Source organism: Vibrio sp. AND4, from assembly GCF_000171815.1.
GTDB lineage: Bacteria > Pseudomonadota > Gammaproteobacteria > Enterobacterales > Vibrionaceae > Vibrio.
The window spans coordinates 1-17545 of the sequence record NZ_ABGR01000004.1; the positions used below are offsets into that span (position 1 = coordinate 1).

The following is a 17545-nucleotide window of genomic DNA, read 5'->3' on the forward strand; positions in this document are numbered from 1 at the left end:
CACCGCTTAGCGCATAAAGAATTTTTGCAGCGCTTTGATTGCCATACTACGTCTTTCCATCAAGATGCCCACACGTGGTAGCCATGTCGGAGTATTAAGAATGGTTTTGGCGTGACTGAATGTTCTAAACCCTTCCTCGCCATGATAGTGACCGATACCAGACTCACCAATACCACCGAATGGGGCATCTTCTGCACCGACATGTAAGACGGTATCATTCACTCCAACCCCACCACTGTGAGTGTGACGGGTAATGTGTTCTACAGTGCGCCTGTCATCTGACATAATGTAGAGTGCTAGTGGGCGTTGATTCTGGTTGATATAGCTGATGACGTCTTGGATATCACGGTAAGGCTTGATGGGCATAAAAGGACCAAAAATCTCTTCCTGCATAATCGTCATCTCTTCCGATACATGAGTAACCAAGTGAGGGTACAATCGTCGCCCTTCTGTGCTTATCTCTGGCACAGTATGGATCTCGGCGCCTTTGTCTTTTGCATCTTTTAGCATCGCCTTTAAGCGATCGTACTGACGCTGGTTGATGATATGTGTAAAGCCTTGGCTCTTCTGACCTTTTAGGTACAGCTCTTCGAAACGTTGCAGGAAGAGCGCGACAAACTCTTTCACTTTTCCCTCTGGGACAAAGGCATAATCTGGCGCAACACAAATTTGCCCAGCATTAATGCATTTACCAAACAGAATGGCATCAACCGCCTTGTTTAAGTTTGCATCCCCCGCCACGATGACTGGTGACTTACCGCCGAGCTCCAGCGTAATAGGCGTGAGATTTTGCGCCGCGGCTCGGGCCACCGCGCGGCCAACATTGGTTGAACCAGTAAACAGTAGGTGATCAAACGGTAATTGACTGAATGCTTGAGCCACTTTGGCTTCGCCTTCCACAACCTCTATATCTTCAGGCAATACTCGACAAATCTCGGAAATGACCTTGTTGGTCATCGGTGTGAATTCACTGAGTTTGATCATAACTCGGTTACCAGCAGCCAGTGCCGTCACTAATGGCGATAAGCTGAGAATAACGGGGAAATTCCAAGGAGAGATGATCCCCACCACACCAACAGGTTGATACTCAACGGTGACTTTAGAGGGGGCAAGTAACAAACCAGCATGGCGACGACTTGGTTGACACCAACGATTGAGGCGCTTTAGGGTGTAGTTGATTTGAGCAACCGTCGGCAGCACGTCCGTCATCGCCGAATCAAATTCAGAGCGGTAGCCAAAGTCAGCACTTAATGCTTCCACCAGCACCTGCTGATGATTCAAAATAGTCTGCTTGAGAAGGTTAAGCTTTTGCTTTCTCAGCGCCAAGCTTGGATAAGGTTCTTGGTTGTATGCCGTTTTGAGCTTATCCAATTTTTGTTGCAGCAAATGGCCTATCTCTACATCGACGATCGCGTTCATGCTTTTCTCCTTGTGCACCCGATAAAGAGTAATGTCGCACTTATGTACGATGCAAAGTTAACACAAGGGCAATACTCTTCCTATTAACGCAATAAGGAAGTTAGAGTTCGCACTCAGACTTGTTTTAGTTAAAGCGTGAGCCTCATTTTGTAGTAAGGAACATCTTCTTTATAAAAGCGCTCGCCTTCAACATGCATCCCAAACTTTTCATAGAAAGCCCGCGAGGACTCTCTCGCATCACACCAGAAATATTCAACAGGTGAAAACTTTAAGTTTTCTAACACATACAGAATCATGGATGTTCCAACGCCCCGCCCCTGAAACTCTGGCAAAATAGCAAACTTGCGCAGTCGAGCTTGATTGTCATCTCGGTATATCGACGCAGCACCAACCAATACGTTATCGACAAAGGCGCCTATGTGCTCTGCTTTTTCGTCCCCTTCGACTTTACAATGCTCAATGGGTTTATTCGCCCATAATACTTGATGACGAATTGGCATCGCATCTTGCCAAGTGATCTTGTCTATTGTGATGTTCATGATTTATGGTTCTCCCAAACGTAATTCATAAATACCCAAACGCTGACTGGCATCGAGCGTCTCAAAGTCATGATCTATGTATTCCTTTAGTGTGGCACCCGCTCGCTCTGCAATTTTGATGCTTGGAATGTTGCCTTCGAGACAATGAAATTGGATGACATTAACATTTCCTTTCTCTCGAATCAGTGGAACCAAAATCATCAGGACCTGATCGATAATTTGATAACCGCGCCCCTTCTCCGCTAACCAGTAGCCGATTTCCGTCGTTTTGCTTTGTATATCTAGGCCTTTGACACCAAGCACACCTACAAACTCTTGATTCAAATTTAACGCAAACCAGTAAGCATCGAGTGCATTTGAATAGATTCGATGAGAAATATACGCCACCGCTTCTCTACGGTTGGTAACCCAATCTGTCCAAGGTAGATATTGAGACAAGCTTTCTCGACTTTCATTAACCGCCAAGAGTAAAGAGACAGCATGCTTTGTGCTCAAGGGCTCAATTGAAATACTCGGCGAAATGAGCAGCGCTTGGTGTCGTTCATAACCCTGATACATAGTGAGTCCGTGTTTAGCTTTGCTTAATCAAAGTGAATGGCGTCGGTTTGTTTTCAACATAGTACTTCCACACGTGATCGTAAAGGTGATGTTGATTCGCAAATGGGGCAAGCTGCTTTGCTTCTTCCAATGAGCACCAATGATAGTCAGTGTGTTCGTGATTGAGCGACACCGCTTGATTCGGTTTGCAGAACAACACAAAACAAGGAAGAACCATGATTCGATTGTTGTGCGCATCGTAAAACTGTTCGAGAAAATCCGCGCTGTGAAGTTCTACACCGTCGATTTGTGTTTCTTCCTTTAGCTCTCGTAGAATAGTTTGCCAGCCCGTTTCTCCTTCTTCGATGCCACCAGCAACATGACACCAATAGCCGCCTTTTACTCGCTTCAGTAACAGCATTTTTTTTATGCCGTCAAATTCAGAAATCACCACACCAGAAACATGCGTGGCTTGGATAGGAATCATAATCTTCTCCTCATAGTGGTATTGTGCATTTGTTATTTTTAGTCAGACAGCAACAGTTTAACTCGGTTTAAAAAGCCTTAGTATTTCAATGACAAGTTACTGAACTTTTAATTAAATTAGTATGTTAAAATGCGTTGTTCCGCAACAAACGAGCTGTAAGATGCAAAATTCACTCAATTCTATGATCCCCATTGGCGCACGCTTTATGGTGTTGTCTGCTCTTGGTTTCGCACTGATGACCGCCACGGTAAAACACGTGAGCTTGTATGGCATTCCTTTATTTGAGATTGTTGCTGCCCGAGCGCTCGTTTCGTTGGTGATCAGCTATCTTGATGTCAAGCGCAAAGGCATCTCCATCTGGGGTAACAATAAGCCCCTGCTCTTTGCTCGCGGCGCTGTGGGCACCGTTGCCCTGGTATGTGTATACTACTCGGTGACGACGCTCCCATTAGCAGAAGCCACCATTTTCCAGTACATTCACCCTGTATTTACTGCCTTACTTGCCGTTTTCTTCCTTAAAGAACGCATCCAGCTCTCTACATTTATTTGTATTGCTCTGTGTTTACTCGGCCTGTACATACTGGTGAGGCCAGAAACAGGACCAGACGCCGAACATGCCTTACCCCTGTTGAGTGTGATGATCGCTATCATCGGCGCACTAGGTAGCTCTGTGGCGTATGTGATTGTACGTAAGCTCAGCCAAACAGAGGACAGCTCCGTCATTATTTTTTACTTCCCGCTCGTCGCATTACCTGCATCGATTCTTTTGATGGGTGATCAATTCGTGATGCCGGATTTACACCTAACTATCATGTTGATCTTGATCGGCGTGTTTACTCAGATCGGGCAACTGGGGTTAACGAAGGCGATGCAAACTCAAAATGCCAGCAAAGCCTCAGCGTACTCATACGTACAGATTATTTTTTCTGTTGTTTTAGGGTTTATCTTCTTTGGTGAACAGCCCTCTTTCTGGACATACCTAGGGGGCACGATCATTGTCTCCGGGGCCTTGATTAATGCCTTTGGTCAGCATTTCAGGTTATTAAGACGATAGGCATTTACGCTGATATACCGAAGCAAACTCTTGCCATTGAGAGTGATGCCAATATTGTATGAATCACACAAATATTGATCATTTTTGTAACCAGGCAATCGTTTGTGTGATTCTGATCGCTTACAAAGCGTAATGATAACTTTAGTATTTTCGCGAACTCCATTATAAGGTATTGCGTACTAATGAAATACATTAAAACACCTCTTGCTCTCCTGATTGGCACCGCACTATTAAGTGGTTGCAACGACGACACTGAATACGTCAATGTGCAGCCTAAAGACGTGAAGATTGCCACGTATAACCTTTCCTTTGATCGCAGTACTTTTGAAGACCTCGTTGCAGAAATGCAAGTTGAACCCGCAAAGCAAACTGAACTTGTTACCGCTTACCTTGATGGCAGTATTGCAGACGCAGACAAAACGATGGCAGAGAAAGTCATTCAAATCCGAAATGTTGCAGCCATTATTCAGAAGAACCGCCCAGATGTTCTTATGATGGCGGAATACAATAACGATGGCACTGGCAAAGATAAAGTGGCGTTAGAAGGCTTCCAGAAAAACTACTTATCCGTAGCACAAAGCCTTGAAGGCGCAGGCGGAACAGCTGATCTGGAGCCAATCGAGTACCCTTACACTGAGTCTTACGCGACGAACACTGGTCTGAATAGCGGCCTTGACCTGGACAACAACGGCATTGCCAGTCAGCTTCCTGGTGATGCTTGGGGCTTTGGCTTTTACCACGGTCAATACGCATTCGCGTTAATGTCTAGATACGAAATAGACACGGCAAACACTCGTACTTTCCAAGCGTTTAAATGGAAAGACATGGAAGGTGCGGTGACCCCCACTATTACCATTTGTGATGGTTCACAAACGATCCCAGATGGCATGAAATGTGGTGACGATTGGTATACGCCTCAAGAGTGGGATGTCGTCCGCCTCTCCTCTAAAAACCATGTCGATGCACCAATTATCATCCCTACCGAAAATGGTGATGAAGTGATTCACCTATTGATGTCTCACCCTACGCCACCAGTATTCGATCCGGGCAAAAACAAAGTACAAAACGGTGCCGAAGTTGAGTTTTGGCATCACTATGTACAAGGCAAAGATTATTTTTACGATGACGCGGGCAACAAAGGCGGCCTTGCTGACGGTGCGAAGTTTGTGATGATGGGCGACCAAAACCTTGACCCACTGGATGGCGATGGCTTTAGTGACATCATGCAAGCTTTTCACAATGACCCATTGGTAAACCAAGATGTGATGAATGGTGAGCTCTACCCAACTAGCTATGGCGCCGCAGAACACGCGGTGGATAAAAACTCAACTCACCCAATTCCAAATCGCATCACGTCTACGTTTGGTCTTGGTGTTGACTACGCAATGCCATCAGCAAACCTAAATATTGTCGATTCTGGGGTTTACTGGGCGGCATCATATGAAATAGGTCGTAAGCTGTTTAACGACAGTCGTATCGGCAAATACGGCAATGGCAAAGATGTGTCTTCTGACCACCGTATGGTTTGGATCAAAGCGCAATTTTAAATCCAACGCATCTTGAATTCAGATACAATCAAGCCTCGGTGTTCATGCCGGGGCTTTTGTTGGTTAAGGCAGTTTTTGGATAAAGCCGTTTTTTTAAGGCCATTGTTTTTTAACGAAGTTGTTTTTTAAGCTGCTGTTTTTTCTAAAACCGTTACTTGTTAAGGGAACTGTTTATCAGGGCGACTGTTTATTACGACCATCGCTGATTTAGACTACCAGCGGTACGTCAATGAAACACCCATATCTTCATTTGTCACCCAAGGCACAAGCTGAACATTGTCATCGTATGCATCTGTAAATACATACGCACTCAAAGTACCAAGGGCTGCACCAGCAAGTACATCTCGCCAATGATGTTTCTTTGCCTCTACACGACCGACACCAACCAACGCCGCCACACCGTATGCAGGAAAGCCCGCTTCCCATCCATAACGTAAATAAAGGTGAGTCGCCGAAGCAAAAGCGTTAGCCGTATGGTTTGAAGGAAAGCTGTCATTGCCGCTTTTATCAGGGCGCTCGGCATCGATTGTTGTTTTGCCAATCAAACCGATTCCTGATGCAGCACCAATACTAAACCCAGCTTGCCAAAAGCCTTCCCAATCCCCTTTGTATGCTGGGACTGCCGCCGCTGTTGCCACTAAACCATAGGCACCGATATCGGTGAGCACATCCCAATCTTGGTCACTCATCGCTTTCACAGACTGAGCACTAAAAATAGAGACGAAACCAATTAAACGTACAACGTTATTCATTAATACAACCAATTAGAATTTATATATTCGTGAAATCATGATAGCACTCGGCGCTATTCAACTGGGTACTGTAACCGTTGAAACGTGAATTGATCGTGAAATCTAAACAACAACATCGGGGGGCTAACTTGCTCTGTACAAGCTAGCACTATCAATCTAGAGGTTGTGTTGACTACATTGTGTGGTCAGCAAGTCTTTTTCGTTTTGATATCTTGGCTACCCCTTCAAAAATCGAAAACAAAAGACCAACCCAGATAAAAGCAAACGTCACCGCTTTTACGCTATCAAATAGCTCACCAAAAACCATAACCGCCAACACAAACTGTAGGCTTGGCTCAATGTATTGCATGAGCCCAACCGTAGACAAGTTTGTAATTCGAATTGCGATTGAGTAGAAAATCAGCGGTAGAATCGTCACCGGAGCGCTGCCTAAATAGAGCATGAGGGTTGTTATATCGACCATAGAAGCCAACTCTCCTGCCGTTAATTGTTTAACTATGAGGTAAACAAGGGCAATTGGCGTTAACACTAATGCTTCAATAAACAGTGTTGTACTCCAATCAAAGTTAATCTTCTTCTTAAACAGACCATATAGAGAGAAAAATAACCCCATTGTCAGCGCCACCAGCGGTAATTGGCCGTACTGGAAAACCTGATATAAGACGCCAACCGCCGCCAAAAGAATCGCAACAAACTGCCCTTTAGATAGCTTGTCGCCTAAAATAAACACACCCAGTGCGACAGAAACAAGCGGACCAATAAAGAAACCCAAACTTGCATCAATCACTCGGTTATTCGTGAGCGCCCAGGTAAAGGCAACCCAAGAAATACACATAAGGCTACTGGCGACATACGTATACCAAAGTGATTTCTTATCTTGCCAAACCGCAGACCATTTCGGCATATGACGTGTTACGACCAGAACGATAACAGCTCCTACAGGCACCGATCCAATCACACGTAACGCCAACAATTCGTCCATCGATGCATTGGGTAGAAAGCGATAGTAAATAGGCAACAATCCCCAAATCACAAAGGACAATGCAGCCATTAAGTTGCCGTAAAGGTTGTTGTTCATAACTCGCTCAACTTAAAAAGTGACGCGATTTTGTCGCGTTAAGTCGGTTTGTAAGGTGAATTTGAGAGCACAGATCAGCGGTGCATGACAAAGCACTGAATCACTGCTGAAACTCTCACCCCGCGTAGGATTCAACAAACCCTCAAGAAAAACAATCAAAATGTAGCAAAATCTGAATATTTGAAGATTGTGTATCCTCTTTTCAATGCAGCACACCCTGAAGTTACTTGGAGCCATCTGTAAAACGAATAGTATCGATAAGGAAAATATAGAGTTATAATCCCCCTATTTAGGGTCGAACCACCATAAAGATTCACTGTTGGCACCCTAGTAGCTGACGGTCCAGTAAGTAAAGATCGAGTAACGAAAGATGTCTAGATGGATGGATTTCAGAAATCTACCGCTCCACAGAATGCAAGAGCATTAGGCTATCGAACCAAACTAACTTAAAAATGGTTTATGAAAAGAAAATCAGGTTTTACATTAATTAATCTTGTTGCAGTTATCGTATTTGTCAGCATTCTTGCTGTCACCGCTGCGCCACGCTTCTTAAACATTCAAGATGACGCCCGCGAGGCACACTTAGAGGGAATGAAAGGTGCGATAGCATCAGGCTTAGGGATGGGCTACAGGAAGATGGTGGCTGATGGTTTAGCAGAATATCGTTACGTCTCGAACATGAATTCTGACAGCAGCGAAACGCCCACTATCCCCGCAATGAGCCTTCCATTTCCCGGCTGCGAAATCAACGGAAGTAAGCATTGCGCTTTCCGCTACGGTTATGCTGATGCCGATGAATCAAGCCTGAGCATTCTCGTACCAGAATTAAGCGCTCAACACGGAAAAAGTGATTGGCATATCGAGTCTAATAAAAATGAACTCACGACTTACATTTATGCAAGAGACGACGAAAGATCCGACTCGACTCAGTGCACAATCAAATATACGCCTCCAGCAAATCTAGGTGACGGGTATACGTTAGAAATTTTGCCTTGCTCTTAATGACTTTACCTTGGCCTTAATAACTTTACCTTGGCCTTATCATCTTCTTGCTCTCAATGATCTTATCTTGCTCTCAATAAAGAAAAAAGGCTGCCAATTTGGCAGCCTTTTTCGTTTCCTTACACTGGAGCGAGATTAAATACGTGCTTATCCATCATATTTACCATACGACCAATCTCTGGTTTGGTGATGGTGTCATTGGCGCCAAGAGATAATGCTTTCACACGGTTATCTTCACTCATTAACGAAGAAAACATCACGATAGGCATTTCGTCGTATTCTTTAGACTCGCGCAGTCGTTTGACTAAATGCATGCCGTCCATACGAGGCATCTCCACATCAGTCACAACAGCATCAAGTAACTCACTAACCGGCATATTTTCTTTTCTGGCGACTTCGATGAGATCCATCAACTTCTCGTACGCTTCGCCACCATCTTTGCATGTGATGACGTTGTAACCAGCTGACGTTAGTGTTTCTTGAATCATAGAACGAATAAACGCGGAGTCATCAACAACCATTATCGTCTTCGCATTGCGCTTACCGACCATACGTTGATTAAGATCGACCGACTTATCTCCCATCACGTCGTACTTCTCCATACTCAGTTCAGGGTTAATGTCTGCAATGATTTTCTCAAAATCCAAAATCATAATCAGGTTGCCATCTTTACGGACAACGGCAACAACACAATCTTGCTCTCCAGCCTCTAAAAATTGGCTTGGGGATTCCACATCATTCCAAGAAATACGGTGGATACGCGAAATGCTGTCGATCAAGAAGCCATTAGTCATCTTGTTAAAGTCGGTAACGATAACAAATTTACTCTCGAGGTCAGAACGAGTAGGTACACCCAACCACCCCGCAAGATCAACAAGGGGAGTGAGTACGTCGCGCGACGAAAAAACACCGATCATATGAGGTTGCGCATTCGGATAATCAGTCGTCTCCGGTACGCGAATCACTTCTCGCACTTTAGCGACGTTGATACCGTAATAACATGTCTTCGTGCTGCCATCTGGCAATTTTTTTTCTAAATGGAACTCAATGATTTCAAGTTCATTGGTGCCACTTTCAGTTAGAATAGTACTGGTTACGTTGCTCATAAACCCAATTATCCAAAATACGCATCATAAAAAGATTGATGCCTTGCCACAAAGAATCACTTCATAGGCGAAAATTTTTGAGAATCCTTTTGTAATCTTTGAGACAGAGTTTGTAAATAACCAAAAGGATGCGGACTGCACATTTCTATATTAAATACTAAAATTTCGTTCTACTTTTGCACAAAAATACAGCTAAGCAGTCAATATAAAAAGGCGTCTTTGGTATTAGCGGCCGATAAGAAAAAAAGTTTAGTCTTAAATTAATGCGCTCGGCCTGAAAATCGTTATCTCAAACACTCATACTTCATTACCGTCATTATAATAAGCATCAGAATGCGTAATAACCAATCGAGGAAAGCAAACTTTCCAAGTGGTTATTTTATGAACTAACTTATTGCTTATAGACTATTTAATCTATCGATATCGCAATAATGAGACGGTGAATTTCGAAAATTGAAATTCTCATTTTCAACAACTGGTTACAGATTTTTCCTACAATACAAATCTGTAAGAAATATCTAAGTCTATAAAAAATAGTGCTGAACGGAAGTGGCAAATAAAATTCAAACGCAAGTTGAGGCACAAATATGAATAACGCTCTTGTTATCGACAACCAGCCGTTATATAGCGAAGCGCTAGCTTCTTTAGTTAAAACCGTTTTCCAGCCCAGTAATGTTCTGGAATCAACAGATAGCTCCGAAATTATGGAGATCATTCGTAACCAAGCTGTTGATTTGGTTATTTTGGATGTAGTGCTAGGTGGCAAAGATGGTATGCGCCTGGCAATGAACATATTAGCGACAGGCTACCAAGGTAAAATTATATTTATTTCCTCTAGCGATTATTCGAGCTTATCTAAAGCTGCTTATGAAATGGGTGCACATGGTTTTCTAAGTAAAAATGAAGCAAAATCAACCATTATGGATGCCATTGTTAGCGTAATGCGGGGATATACTGTTTTCAAAATAACGCCAAACCAATCATCGAGCAACATTGGCTTATCAAATCGTGAAGCGATGGTATTTCATTACCTCACGCAAGGTTACTCAAATAAGAGAATTTCTGAACACCTTTCATTGAGCGCTAAAACTATCAGTACTTATAAAACAAGAATTTTAAAGAAATACCATGCAGCATCTGTGGTCGAACTTCTGAACGTTCTTGACCAAGCAGAACCTAAGAACCTTTGTCGTTAGCCTTCCAATCTACGCAACTCTAACAATATAATTAAGTAATCACATACTTGGCGATAGCATCAGTTAACAGCTGGTGCATTGAATTGTTACGATGTGTTTGTTTCATTTGTACCACCACTTTCGGGAGTCCGTGAAGATAAAAAGTTTCGGGGACCGGGATATAATGGAAGCCTTTGATTGGTTCTTGAAACTCCAACAAAATCGTCGCAGCGCCTCTCATCTTAATTACCTTGAGCAAACTGGTAATGTTCCCGATCGTGGCAACTCGATCAATATTCACCCCACTTTCCTCAAGTGCGCGCTTGGTAACTTGCTCCCTATCCTTCCAACCTGCCATCTCAAGCAGAATAAATTTAAGCTGACAGGCTTGTTCTAATTCTGTAATACCTAATTCATCTGGCACCACGATTACGGCTCGAGTATGACCAATAAACTGTTGATGAATGGATTTTGGGTACTCTTCATTAAAGTAGTGAAGCTGTATATCAACTTTACCTCCAAGGAGGTCATCAACAGTGCTGTCAGCATTGGTTGCGACATTAACGTACGCGTTCGGAAACAACTTCATCAGATCATCTAAAAGTAGATGACCAAAAGATTGTTGAGCGGATTGCGGCAAGCAGATAGTGATACTCCTGTCATAAGACAAGGGATCGAACTCACGTCTGATCAAACATGTCTCTAACTGATCGAGTGCACTGGTAATTTCGGGTAATTTCCTCTTTAAATAATTCGTAGGCTCAAAATGATGGGCGTGTCGGATAAACAGTTCATCCTCTAACTGCGCTCGCAAGCGGGTGAGGTACTTACTAATAGAAGCTTCACTTTTTCCCAATGCTTTAGCGACAGGTTTAAGTTGACGATGTCGTTCTAGTAGCACCAAAATTTTAAGAAGATTTAGATCGAGATCTTTATTCACAACGTGGATACCAAACAGAATCAATGACTAAGTAATGTTTTTATAATTTATTTAGACTAAAAATAAAAAAGCAGCCTTTTGATAAGCTGCTTTACTATAGAAGACCAAAGAAACGGTATGGTCAAGTCTATCAAACTTTATTAACGCCATTTAGTGACAATTCAGTGATTTTTATGATTAAGACATTGTCTCAATCTTGATCCACTCTCCCACTGTCCCATGGTGCTAAATGGGGATTGGGTACTCATAAGAAACGCCAAACCAAAACGGGAGACAGTCTAAAGTTTTAGTTTCGTACCGTATTAGATATCTGCGATTTTTGAGAGTTCGACGATATTCTTCACGTTAAACTTTTCCAGCAATCGCCTTTTGTAAGTGCTCACTGTTTTATCACTGATAGAGAGTATATCCGCAATATCTCGGTTACTCTTTCCTTGCAAAAGCAGCTTCATTACTGAGTTTTCACGGTTAGACAACGATGGCGTGCTGCTGCTCTCTTCTACCGTCGGTTTAAACTTGAAGAATGAATATCCTTTAGCCACAGCTTCAATCGCATCTTTTAAGATATCGTGGTTTTCAGATTTACACACATAACCGTCAGCACCCGATCGAAATGCCATTTGGCTGTACATATGGCTAGTCTCCGCAGAAAAGAAAATCGACTTACCTTTAAAACCATGAGACTTAATACGCTTATAAAAATCATAACCATCGCAATCCGCAAGGTTTACATCCAAAATTAATAGCCCTATGTTTCCCTCTTTTAGGATTTTGAGTGCATCCTTAGAACTCGTTGCCGTGGTTACCTCGTCAGCAATCTCCAAGCTCTCAACTAAAGATTTGATAGCAATACAGACAAGTGGGTGATCGTCAAAGATCAAACAGTTAAATTTATTCATCATTTTTTATCTCAGTATTGTTATTGCTTCTAAAGGCATAGGTTTGTCGATGAAGTAGCCTTGGCACACATCGACTGTGTAATTGCGTAATGCCTTCAGTGTCATCTCGTCTTCCACGCCTTCCGCAACAACACTAATATTTAGGTTTCTAGCAAGGGTGCAAATTGCTAACACTATGTTTTTCTTTTTGGGATCATGAACCAACCCCTGAACAAATGAGCGATCAATTTTCAGTTCGTTGAAAGGCAGTTGAGCCAGCTTTTCTAAAGACGATGAGCCAGTACCGAAATCATCAATGCTGACCGTCACGCCGCTCATTCGAAATTTGAGTAGATTTTTATACAATGCAAAAGTAACTTGAAACGTATCACGCTCGGTAATCTCAATCGTAAAACGTTCAGGGCCAACGCCATTGTCGTGGCATTGTTCAATGAATTTATTCGCAAAATCAGGGTTTTCGAGATTGCCATGATCAACGTTAAGTGAGACATGATGTTTGAGCCCTCGGTCTCTCATATCGTATAACGCGTTATTAAACACAACTTGAAATAAATCGCCGGATAAATGATCACGCTCTACTATTGAAAGAAAAGTATCAGGTGAAAGCACCCCGTGAATAGGATGAAGCCAGCGCGCTAAAGCCTCGTAGCCGATGACATCACCTGTCATCAAATTCATTAACGGTTGATAATAGTTTTTTATACGCCCTTCTTTCAGTGCTAACAGAAACTCCTGATCTTGGATTCGGATATCTTGACTATGACTACCTTGCTGGAAGCTGGTGTTTTTTGACAGATCAACATCCGCTCTTTTAATCATCTCGACAACTTGGTGTTCCTTATAGGGTTTATGCAGCTTGCCTAATACTTCAAAACTGAACGTTTCACACATTGCTACCACCGTTGCCATAATCGCAAATTCCATTGCGCTGGCCAGTACAACCTTTCCTTCAAATCCAATTTGATTGAGCATCTCCATCATATCGATACCGTCTTTACCTGGCATTTGTAAATCACAAAATACAATATCGATATTCGACTCTCTCACATGTCGAATCGCAGTATCAACATCTTCGAACGTCGTAACATTGACTTCATGTTGAAGCAAAATCTGTTTGAGCACGATGATTTGCAATGGATGATCATCAATCACCATGACGTTCAGTGATTTACTCATGACCTTTCATCCAATCTTCTGCTCGATGGATCTCTTGTTCTATTCGGCTAGCAAGCCGTGAAATGTGAGTTTCAAATTCCACACCTGTTGCTTTTTCTGTATCGATACACAATTCGACTAAATCGGAAGCACCAACCGCCCCTAACGCGCCTTTAACGCCATGGATTATCCTTTTCTTTTCTTGTTCGCTCGTCACTGCTTTTAAATTAGATATCTCTTTCGTCATCGAGCTCTTAAATACTTTCGCTATCTCATAAGCGCCTTTATTCTTGAATTTCTCGAGCCATTCAGGCCATAGTCTCTCTTTATCCTGACTAAGGTAAGGCAAGAGTTTCGACCTCAATTTTTCTAGGTCATAAGGCTTATTTAAGATGTCATCGATACCAATATTTTTGGCATGTTCATTGGCTAAACGCGAATCTTCCGCCGTCACACCAATCACAGGAATTGTCGCCAAATCTGCATTTGATTTGAGCTTTTTCACCAGCTCGAACCCGTCCATCTCTGGCATATGAAAATCGGTTAAAATCAACGTTATATGCTCATCATGATGGACGTATTGCCATGCCTCCTGACCATTACTCACGATCACAGGTTCAATGCCCAACTCTTGCAGTTGCATTGTGATAACACTCTGGTTAATCGGGTTATCTTCTACCACTAAAACCGTGCCACGCCTCCAACTTACATCTTTAAGGATCGGAGAGTTCTCCGGTTTTTTAGAGCAATCTTGACTTAACAAAGCCAGTAAAGTGTCGGGATATTTGGCCTCAGTGGAACTCAAGCCACAGTGACTGTCGTGAGCGCAAATTAAGTTAAGCCCTTCATATTTTCCTTGGGAAGAAAACTTACCAGTAAGGTCAGGGCTGACATCCGTAGAGACCATTCCCCATGTCACACACCAGTCACGCACATTGGAGGGAAGCATTGGCGAAAATGAGTAACCAATATTTGGTTGATGACATGGTTCACAAGGAACAATAGGAAGCTTCACCAGCATCGTGGTCCCAAGCCCTAACTGTGAGTCGATGTATAATTCTCCGCCCATGCACTTTACAAGACGATCGACGATGCTTAAACCTAATCCAGTGCCTCCATATTTGCGTGTAATCGTATCATCAGCCTGGACAAAGGGTTGTAAAATGCCTTCAAGTTGCGTATCACTCATACCGATGCCCGTATCTGCTACTTTTAAGATCAGCTTACGTTCGCTCAGTGCAACGCTCACATTGATTTCACCATCACTGGTAAACTTAACGGCGTTTGAAAGTAAATTAGTCGCAATTTGTACGAGCCGTACAGGATCAACTTTTAACCAAGGGGTATTAAACGGTTTAAAGAGCACTCGATAATCCAAACCTTTGCTTACGGCTTTAGGTTCAAAGCTACGGACGACATCACACAAGGTTGTTAGTACATCGGTTTGTATCGGGGTAACCTTTAATTGCCCTGCTTCAAGTTTGGAGTAATCCAACACTTCATCCACCAACAAATTTAGGTGGTTTAAAGATCGCATGGCTTGAGTGATTAACTCTTTACTATTTCCGCTATCTGCCTGTCGCGTCAGTAAATCCAGCAAACCATGGGCCGCTGATAAAGGCGTTCTTAATTCATGACTCATCGTCGCTAAAAAACTTTCACGTGCTCGAACGGCCGTCTGTGCTCTTTCTTGTGCAACGATCAAGGCAAGTTCTCGTTCTTGCTGCTCGGTAATGTCTTGAATAATCGTTAAAACAAACTTCTTTTTACTACTTGGTGAAAGTATCGATTTTCTCTCACGGTAGACATGCTGGATACCAAGCTTACAGTTTTTTGCTGCCGTCGTATCTGAGAGACGTTTCCCTGCAATGACTTGTTGAAGCTCTGCAGCATTGTCTACCAGCGGACTAGCACTATGCCGACTCTCAATCGTGCAACCTTTGCAGCGTTTATTACGATAAAGAGAGCAATTGCTCATCTGAATCTGGTTATCTTCGCCATGAATAAAGACGATGCTGTTGATCTCTTGAATAATATCCATGAGCCATTGCTTTTCTTTTTCTTCGTTGGTGGCGTTAAGCTCTGCTAGGCTAATTTTCAGTTTAAGATGCGCCAATACGAAGTAGACAATTGCCAATAGCACCGCAAACATTGCCGAAGCAAAAAGAACAATAGTAAAAACATCTTCTTCATCATAACCATAAACAAGATTGAAATTGCGGTGCGCTCGATTGAGCTTGTCGATCTCTCTCGCATCAATAGTGTCAATGATGCTATCAAGGATTTTCTTTAACTTGGTATTATTATCCGCGACAGCAAATGCAATGGAGAGCGTCAAAACATCCTTTTTACTAATGATCAGCCCGTCAATATTATCGTGCGCTATCATGCTATGAACGATATCATCAGGCACATAGGCAACATCAATTTTACCTGCTTTAAGATCGGTTAATAGCCGTTTTAAATCGTCATAACGAGTGAAGTTCTCTTCTTCCCATGAATCGAGATTTATCAAACCCTGCCTTTTCAGGCTCATGAGAATACCAGATTTAACAGCATGCGACGGATGGTTTTCTACATCAACAGCTTCAATCGCGACAAAATTGTTGTGCATAAATGGCTTGGTAATAAGCCAGTCTGAAGATTGCGCATAATCCACATAGGCAACGGGCACGATATCCGCGTCAAATTCCGTCAAACCACTGTTTAAGCTGTTGCTAGGCTTGACGTATTCAAATCTCAATCCTGTTCTTGATTGAACTAAATCGATAAAATCGGGGAGAAAGCCATCTAAGCGGCTGGTGTGTGCGTTGCGGTAGAGAAATGGGAAGGCTTCTTCACTGCTGCTGTAGGTAATCGTCTGTTTATTATCAGGGTCGCGACGATATTCAACCAATAACTTGTCACTTACGTGGTATGGGTTCTTTGATGCAACAGAGCGAATGTTCTTACCATTACGCTCCCAGCTTAAAATACGATTGATTTTATCGACAAGATCTTGGTTAGACTTAGATGCGATGAAGCGTACTTCCTCTTCATTCAACCAACTTGGTATATCAACCGAACCGTTAACGATATCTTTCTGATCTAAATACTGGTTAATCGCCACATACGTCGAAATAAATGCATTTGCTCGACCATGTCTCACCTCTTCGAAGGCATTAACGCGGCTCTCCATTGGATGAATGTTGGTCGCGCCCATGTCTTCGAGGTACTGACAGTAAACTGTTCCAACAACACATACCCATTTAAGTTCGCGTGGATCACGCTTGAAGTAGCTGTCTTCACGATACCAGACTGCAATCGTACTAGAGAAGAAAGGGGCAGAGAAAATAAAATGATCTTCACGTTCAGGGGTTTTACTGAAACCCACCGCTCCATCAATCTTACCTTCTTCAATATCATTTAAGAGTTCAGGTATCCCCGTGTAAGGGCGCAAAACAAGGTTATAGTTGAGCACCTTCGCAATATTGGTCAGGTAATCAAGATTAATCCCATAGAACGCCCCAACCTTAATATCCGCTTCGGGGTCTGAAGTTTCTTGAATAATGGCACCAACTGTAATGGTTTTTGTCGGCATTTCCCGAGCAAGCGAGCAGGTTGGGCTCACAATTCCAGAGAGTACGGCAAAGAGGAGAATTGTTTTTCTTAAAATGCTGAACATAACGACTTCCACGGCTTGGAGTGTCAGATTAATTTGCACAGCGTAAATGTCAAACATCGACAAATTTTAAAAGTGTTCTTATCTTATTGTTTTTAATTAACTTAATTTCCTTTTGTAAGATTAACCCTACATGATTATCCACCTTTAACTACAATGAATTTGTGTCTGCCATCTCATCACGAGAATATACA

General features: G+C 42.7%; 15 protein-coding genes. 4 read left to right on the forward strand and 11 right to left on the reverse strand.

The genetic code is table 11. The annotated features are described in order from the left end of the window. Window positions 1-6: 6 nt before the first annotated feature. The 4 genes from AND4_RS06905 to AND4_RS06920 form a co-directional block, all read right to left on the reverse strand. Window positions 7-1419 (reverse strand): coniferyl aldehyde dehydrogenase, encoded by a 1413-nt coding sequence (locus AND4_RS06905; protein WP_009842225.1) that lies wholly within the window; start codon window positions 1417-1419, stop codon window positions 7-9. 128 nt (window positions 1420-1547) lie between these two features. Continuing rightward, complete coding sequence (locus AND4_RS06910; protein WP_009842226.1) at window positions 1548-1958, reverse strand: GNAT family N-acetyltransferase; 411 nt, start codon at window positions 1956-1958, stop codon at window positions 1548-1550. A gap of 3 nt (window positions 1959-1961) precedes the next feature. Next, on the reverse strand, window positions 1962-2516 hold the full coding sequence (locus AND4_RS06915; protein WP_009842227.1) for a GNAT family protein: 555 nt from the start codon (window positions 2514-2516) through the stop codon (window positions 1962-1964). A gap of 13 nt (window positions 2517-2529) precedes the next feature. Next, complete coding sequence (locus AND4_RS06920) at window positions 2530-2982, reverse strand: NUDIX domain-containing protein (RefSeq protein WP_009842228.1); 453 nt, start codon at window positions 2980-2982, stop codon at window positions 2530-2532. A gap of 160 nt (window positions 2983-3142) precedes the next feature. Between AND4_RS06920 and AND4_RS06925 the strand changes: the two genes are divergently transcribed. Together AND4_RS06925 and AND4_RS06930 are read left to right on the forward strand one after the other, a co-directional pair. Next, entirely contained in the window at window positions 3143-4036 is an 894-nt protein-coding gene (locus AND4_RS06925) for a DMT family transporter (protein ID WP_009842229.1), read from the forward strand. 182 nt (window positions 4037-4218) lie between these two features. Continuing rightward, entirely contained in the window at window positions 4219-5583 is a 1365-nt protein-coding gene (locus AND4_RS06930; RefSeq protein ID WP_009842230.1) for an endonuclease/exonuclease/phosphatase family protein, read from the forward strand. A gap of 212 nt (window positions 5584-5795) precedes the next feature. Here AND4_RS06930 and AND4_RS06935 read toward each other — a convergent pair whose 3' ends face one another. Then, window positions 5796-6335 (reverse strand): phosphatase PAP2 family protein, encoded by a 540-nt coding sequence (locus AND4_RS06935; protein ID WP_009842231.1) that lies wholly within the window; start codon window positions 6333-6335, stop codon window positions 5796-5798. 172 nt (window positions 6336-6507) lie between these two features. After that, complete coding sequence (rarD, locus tag AND4_RS06940) at window positions 6508-7413, reverse strand: EamA family transporter RarD (RefSeq protein ID WP_009842232.1); 906 nt, start codon at window positions 7411-7413, stop codon at window positions 6508-6510. A 459-nt stretch (window positions 7414-7872) separates the two neighbouring features. On the opposite strand from rarD, the gene AND4_RS06945 reads away from it, so the two are divergent. Next, complete coding sequence (locus AND4_RS06945) at window positions 7873-8415, forward strand: type II secretion system protein (RefSeq protein WP_009842233.1); 543 nt, start codon at window positions 7873-7875, stop codon at window positions 8413-8415. Between the two features lie 119 nt (window positions 8416-8534). Here AND4_RS06945 and AND4_RS06950 read toward each other — a convergent pair whose 3' ends face one another. Then, a complete protein-coding gene (locus AND4_RS06950; RefSeq protein WP_009842234.1) occupies window positions 8535-9521 on the reverse strand; it encodes a chemotaxis protein in 987 nt (328 codons plus the stop codon). A gap of 587 nt (window positions 9522-10108) precedes the next feature. On the opposite strand from AND4_RS06950, the gene AND4_RS06955 reads away from it, so the two are divergent. After that, entirely contained in the window at window positions 10109-10717 is a 609-nt protein-coding gene (locus AND4_RS06955; RefSeq protein WP_009842235.1) for a response regulator transcription factor, read from the forward strand. A 31-nt stretch (window positions 10718-10748) separates the two neighbouring features. On the opposite strand, the gene AND4_RS06960 is transcribed toward AND4_RS06955, so the two are convergent. The 4 genes from AND4_RS06960 to AND4_RS06975 form a co-directional block, all read right to left on the reverse strand. Then, on the reverse strand, window positions 10749-11636 hold the full coding sequence (locus tag AND4_RS06960; protein WP_009842236.1) for a LysR family transcriptional regulator: 888 nt from the start codon (window positions 11634-11636) through the stop codon (window positions 10749-10751). 302 nt (window positions 11637-11938) lie between these two features. Next, window positions 11939-12538: a response regulator transcription factor gene (locus AND4_RS06965; protein ID WP_009842237.1), complete on the reverse strand. Its 600-nt coding sequence runs from the start codon at window positions 12536-12538 to the stop codon at window positions 11939-11941. A 3-nt stretch (window positions 12539-12541) separates the two neighbouring features. After that, entirely contained in the window at window positions 12542-13711 is a 1170-nt protein-coding gene (locus AND4_RS06970) for an EAL domain-containing response regulator (protein ID WP_009842238.1), read from the reverse strand. Beyond that, window positions 13704-17354, reverse strand: coding sequence for a transporter substrate-binding domain-containing protein (locus AND4_RS06975; RefSeq protein ID WP_043991544.1), 3651 nt, complete (start codon window positions 17352-17354; stop codon window positions 13704-13706). The genes AND4_RS06970 and AND4_RS06975 overlap by 8 nt, the downstream gene beginning before the upstream one ends. Window positions 17355-17545 lie beyond the last annotated feature (191 nt).